Raw genomic sequence first — 4,633 nt, 5'->3', positions numbered from 1 at the left:
TCGCGGGGCCATGCAGTACGAGAGCGGGTCCGCGCGGCGCGGCCGTGCGGACCCGCTCTCGTACTGCATGGCCCCGCGAGCCGCTGCCGCACGGGCCCGGCGAACCGCTCCCGCGCCGCCCGCCGCCGTGCCGCTTCCCGTGGAAAGGGTGCGGCCCCGGTCTCGCGGTCGAAACCGCGAGACCGGGGCCGTCGCCCGAGACTTCTACGAGTCTGACGCCTGGCGTCAGCCGTCAGCCGCGCTGGATGCCGGAGGTGTCCTGGAGGACACCGCGACGGCCGTCCTGGGTCTGCGCGACCAGCGCCTGACCGCGCTGCTCGACCGCCAGGTACCAGGTACCCGGGGCCAGCTCGGCGATCGGAGTCGGCGAACCGTCCTCACCGTACAGCGGGCGCTGCACCGGAACGGCGAACCAGAACGGCTGGAAGTTCGGGTCCGCGGCCGGCTGGCCACCGGTCTGCGGCTGCTGCGGCTGCTGCGGCTGCGCGGGCTGCTGCTGCATGGCCTGCGTCGGCTGGGCGTAGCCCGGCTGCTGCTGGCCGGGGGCCTGCTGGCCCGGGCCCTGCGGGCCGGGGTAGCCGTAGCCCGGCTGCGGCTGCTGCTGCTGGCCGTACTGCTGCTGGCCCGGCTGCGGCTGCGTGGGTGCCTTCGGAGCGGGGATCAGCGGGCCCTGCAGAGCGCCGACCAGCGGCGTGGCGATGGCGGCACCGGCCAGCACCAGGGTGGCGATGAAGGCGAGCACCTGGCCGGCACCGACGTCCAGCGGCGGGCCGCCCACCAGGGTCCAGAACGCGGCCCAGAAGGAGGTCACGCTCAGCGCGGTGCCCCACTGGCCCAGACGCAGCCCGGCGAACTCCCGGCCGGACACCTCGGGCTTGGCCATACGGGCGGCCAGGATCAGCGCGGCACCGATGATTCCGGCCAGGAAGATCGACGGCAGGACCGGGAAGAAGTCCGAGTCCCAGCCGTTCGCGGAGTCCCCGAACGCCTTGTAGAAATCCAGGAATGAGGCGATGAACAGCAGAACCGCTGCCACCATGACCCCTGCGTCGCCTCGGTTCAGCGAGCGGTAGTTCACATCAGATCCTTTGTCGGTCTCGGTCGGTCTCGGTCGATCTCGCGGTGAGCAACCGGTCTGACGGGCGGGCCCATCGTACGGATGAAGCTCCCCGGAAACCGGTGGCGTCCACCTACTGTTGCGCAGGCGGCACGGTTGTGATGGGGCTGTTACTTCGGCCGTCGCCTCGGCTGTTCCGGCGCAGGACGCGCAGCGATCCGGTGACGCTCAGCCGGGAGAACTCACCGGACTCCACAGCGCGGCGCCAGACGCGGAACGGCGCCTGTCCGCCGTCCGCCGGGTCCTCGAAGACATCGTGGATCACCAGGAGTCCGCCCGGAGCGAGTTGGGGTACCCACCCCTCGTAGTCCGCGCCGGCGTGCTCGTCGGTGTGGCCGCCGTCGACGAAGACCAGGCCGAAGCGAGGGCCGGCCCCGAAGGCGGCCGCCGCGACGGGGGAGCTGCCCACCACCGCGACCACCCACTCCTCCAGGCCGGCGCGGTGCACGGTGGAACGGAGAAAGGGCAGGGTGTCCATCAGACCGCTGGCCGGGTCGACCAGTTCGGGGTCGTGGTACTCCCACCCCGGCTGCTGCTCCTCGCTGCCCCGGTGGTGATCGACCGTCACCACCACGGTGCCCGCCGCCCGGGCGGCATCCGCCAGCAGCAGGGTCGACCGGCCGCAGTAGCTGCCGATCTCCAGCAGCGGCAGACCGAGGCGCCCCGCCTCCACGGCCGCGGCGTGCAGTGCGAGCCCCTCGTCCAGCGGCATGAAACCGCGGGCGGATTCGAACGCCTCCAGGGTCGCGGCGGCGGGGGCACCGGCGTCGCCGTCGGGCTCACCGGCCGTGCCCCGTCGGCTGTCCGTCGTGCCCGGCGCGTGCCCCATCGGTCCCCTGTCACTCCGTCGCGGCGTGCTCGGCATACCGCCCTGTTCGAGCTTCACTCTGCCCTATGAAACAGATGACGTTACAGCCGGGGGGAGCCGAGGACGCGGCGCGACCCGCCCGCGCCACCGGGCGGGGGCGGGCACTGGGCGCACGGCCGTCGTCATCCGCCCCGCGGCGCCGCCCCGGCGTGAAGTGCGGGGCGGGCGCCGGGTCACGGGGCGGATCAGCCTCGGGCGAGCGGTGCCTGCTGGAGCGGGATCGGCTTGCAGACGCCCCGCGTCCACGGGTCCTCGACGGCCTGGCCGCCCTCCCGCAGGGCGGCGTCGGCCGCCGGGGCGTGGTGGTCATGGCCGCTGTCACCGGCCGGGGTTCCGTAGGAAGAGGTGCCTGGAACGGAGCTGTCGGTCATGGGGGTCCCTCCGGGCGTCGCCGCCGCGGTCGCAGTGGTGGGCCGGTCCGAGCCACCGCGGTGGGTGGCCGGCTGCGACGAGGGAGGGAACCCGGCGGCGTAGCGCCCGCCGTCGCCCGGCCTGCCGACACCGTCGGGCGAACCGAGACGGCCGACGGCGCCGGTGGGGGAGTCGCCGGGACCACTGAACGGCTCGGCTCCGCCGTACGGTTCCGGCGGGAACGGGTCCGCCCGGTGCTCCGGGGCGGAGGAGTGCCAGGCGGCCGGGCCGGACCGCCGCGGCCCGTGGTCGGGGTGCCCGAGGTGAGGGTGCTCGTGGCCGGGGTGCCCGGGGTCGGCGAAGGGGTGCCCGGCGGACCCGGCGTGGTCGAAGTGGGCGTGCCCCGAGCGCATGTGGTCCTCGGTCGGGCCGGCGTCGGTCTCGCCGTACCAGCCGTCCCCGTGGCCGCCGTCCCCGAACGCGGAGGTGTGCGGTGCCGGTGGCTCGGGCACCCGCAGCCGCTCCAGGCCGCACGGCGCGGAGCCGTCGGCGTACGGCAGGAGCAGTTCGCCGTCGGCCGTCCACCGGGAGCCGTCCGCCAGCCAGCCGCTCGGGGCCGGGAAATGCTGGAGGTCGCGCTGCTGTGGGCGCCACACGGCGAGCCAGGTGCCCTCGGGGCCGGACATCCGCAGCGCTACGCCGCACGACTCGGGCAGCAGCATCCGCTCCGGCTGGGTGGCCAGCGGATGCACCGCGACGCCCTCCGGGTAGAGCGCCTCGGGGAAGCGGATCGGGCGATGACTGCCGAGCACCCCCCAGCCGATGCGCTCCTTGCCCGGTGCGTCCGAGGCGACGAGCAGCAGCCCGCTGTCCGGGTCGGCGAGCAGCAGCCGGTCGTTGCTGCGTTCACCGATCCGCAGCAGCACCGCCGGTTCCGCGCCCCCTTCGACATCGACGGTGACGGCCCGGGTGCGGCCGTCGGAGTCGGTCCGGTTGAGGACGAGCAGCCGGCCCTCCCGGTCCAGCCAGCCACCCGCCTGGCAGCGGCCCTCCAGCGCCGCGACCTGCTCCGGACCGTAGGCCCCGCCGCACACCAGCCAGACCGTGGTGGCACCGGCGTCCACCACCAGGGCGTAGACGCGCGCACCGTCGGGCGCGGGCGGAAGCAGCGTCAGCCAGTCGCACTCCAGCGCGCCGAGCGGGAGTTCACCGGTGTCCGGCCCGGTGGGGTAGAGCAGGGAGAAGAGGCAGCGGTCGCCGGAGCGGCGGGAGATCAGCACGCGGCCGTCGGACAGGGGGAGCACCTCGGTGCCCGGGTCCTCCGGCTGACCGCCGGGCAGCGGCACCGAGTACGGCTCGGGACCGTCGAGCGTCCAGCGCTCGGGGTACCAGCCGCCCTCCGCGGTGGTGAGGCGGGCCGCGTAGCCGCCGCAGGCGGACAGGGTCAGCGCCGGGCCGTGCGGGGTGGCGGCGAACGGCTCGTGCGGCGGAGTCGTCGGGAGCGCCGGGATGTGTTCGGGGGCGGTGGCCGTCATTGCGTGAGGCGCGGCCCGGTTCTTCCGGGCCGGCGGATCCGTTCCGCCGTCGCGCCTGCCTCCCTTCGTCTCGTGCGCGGTCGTGGTCGATCCGCGTGCCCGTTGTCCGGAGACCGCGCTGTGGCCGGGCGGCCTCCCGTGGTGTGCCGGTGGGCCGCGCGCGGTGCGTCGGCGCGGGGTTGTTCGGGGCGTCCGCCGCGGGCTGCGGGTGACGCCCGGGCGTCGCTTACCCGATTGCGCCCGGGCCACCGCCGGGCGCGGGTCTCGGTGTGATCACTGCGGGGCCGTCGCTCGCGTCCGGTGATTCGCCGGTTCGGCGGTTCGGCGGTCGGTGCGGCCGGGACCGCCCTGTCCGTTGACGGGAGCGGGCCGGGGCTGGGCGCGTGCGGTGCGCCGCGTGAGCCGTCGGGTCGGCGCCCCCGGCCGGCGGGCTGGTGGTCGGTCGGCTCGTCTCGGCTGTGACGGGTGGATCGGTGGTGGGGGTCGGACTGGTTCGGTCGGCGGAGGGGGAGGTCGCGGTCGGGCTCCCGGCTGGTCGCACGGCGCGGACGGTACGCCGAGTCCCGTGCGGTGACGGCTTTCGCCGCACAGGGCAACCGGTGCGTCCCGTCCGGCCGGAGCCGTCCACCGGCCGGACGGGACCGCGCCGTCCGTCGACGTTAGGCCCGCCGCGAGGCCCCGGACAACGCGTTCCGGGATGCTTCACGCGTACGGGTGAATACGCCACCCGGCGCGCGTCGATCGGAGTGCGCTGTGCTGACC

The 4,633-nt window shown here is 75.2% G+C and carries 3 protein-coding genes; all 3 read right to left on the bottom strand.

What is annotated here, in order from left to right:
• Positions 1-232: 232 nt before the first annotated feature.
• The 3 genes from E0D90_RS23725 to E0D90_RS28450 all read right to left on the bottom strand — a co-directional run bounded on the left by E0D90_RS23725 (position 233) and on the right by E0D90_RS28450 (position 3,871).
• Positions 233-1,078, bottom strand: coding sequence for a DUF5336 domain-containing protein (locus tag E0D90_RS23725; protein WP_130800023.1), 846 nt, complete (start codon positions 1,076-1,078; stop codon positions 233-235).
• A gap of 112 nt (positions 1,079-1,190) precedes the next feature.
• Entirely contained in the window at positions 1,191-1,829 is a 639-nt protein-coding gene (locus E0D90_RS23720; protein WP_227870443.1) for a class I SAM-dependent methyltransferase, read from the bottom strand.
• A gap of 341 nt (positions 1,830-2,170) precedes the next feature.
• The gene (locus E0D90_RS28450; protein WP_130800022.1) at positions 2,171-3,871 is read right to left on the bottom strand and encodes a hypothetical protein; all 1,701 of its coding nucleotides are present in this window, start codon (positions 3,869-3,871) and stop codon (positions 2,171-2,173) included.
• Between the last annotated feature and the right edge of the window lie 762 nt (positions 3,872-4,633).

Origin of the sequence: Streptomyces otsuchiensis (assembly GCF_004305975.1) — a bacterium.
GTDB classification, from domain to species: Bacteria; Actinomycetota; Actinomycetes; order Streptomycetales; family Streptomycetaceae; genus Streptomyces; species Streptomyces otsuchiensis.
This window is presented reverse-complemented; position numbering and strand designations above follow the sequence as displayed.

What these genes read in the sequence shown, in the direction of transcription:
- E0D90_RS23720 (WP_227870443.1), bottom strand. Translation starts at nt 1,829, where the DNA reads ATGCCGCTGGACGAGGGGCTCGCACTGCACGCCGCGGCCGTGGAGGCG.
- E0D90_RS28450 (WP_130800022.1), bottom strand. Translation starts at nt 3,871, where the DNA reads ATGACGGCCACCGCCCCCGAACACATCCCGGCGCTCCCGACGACTCCG.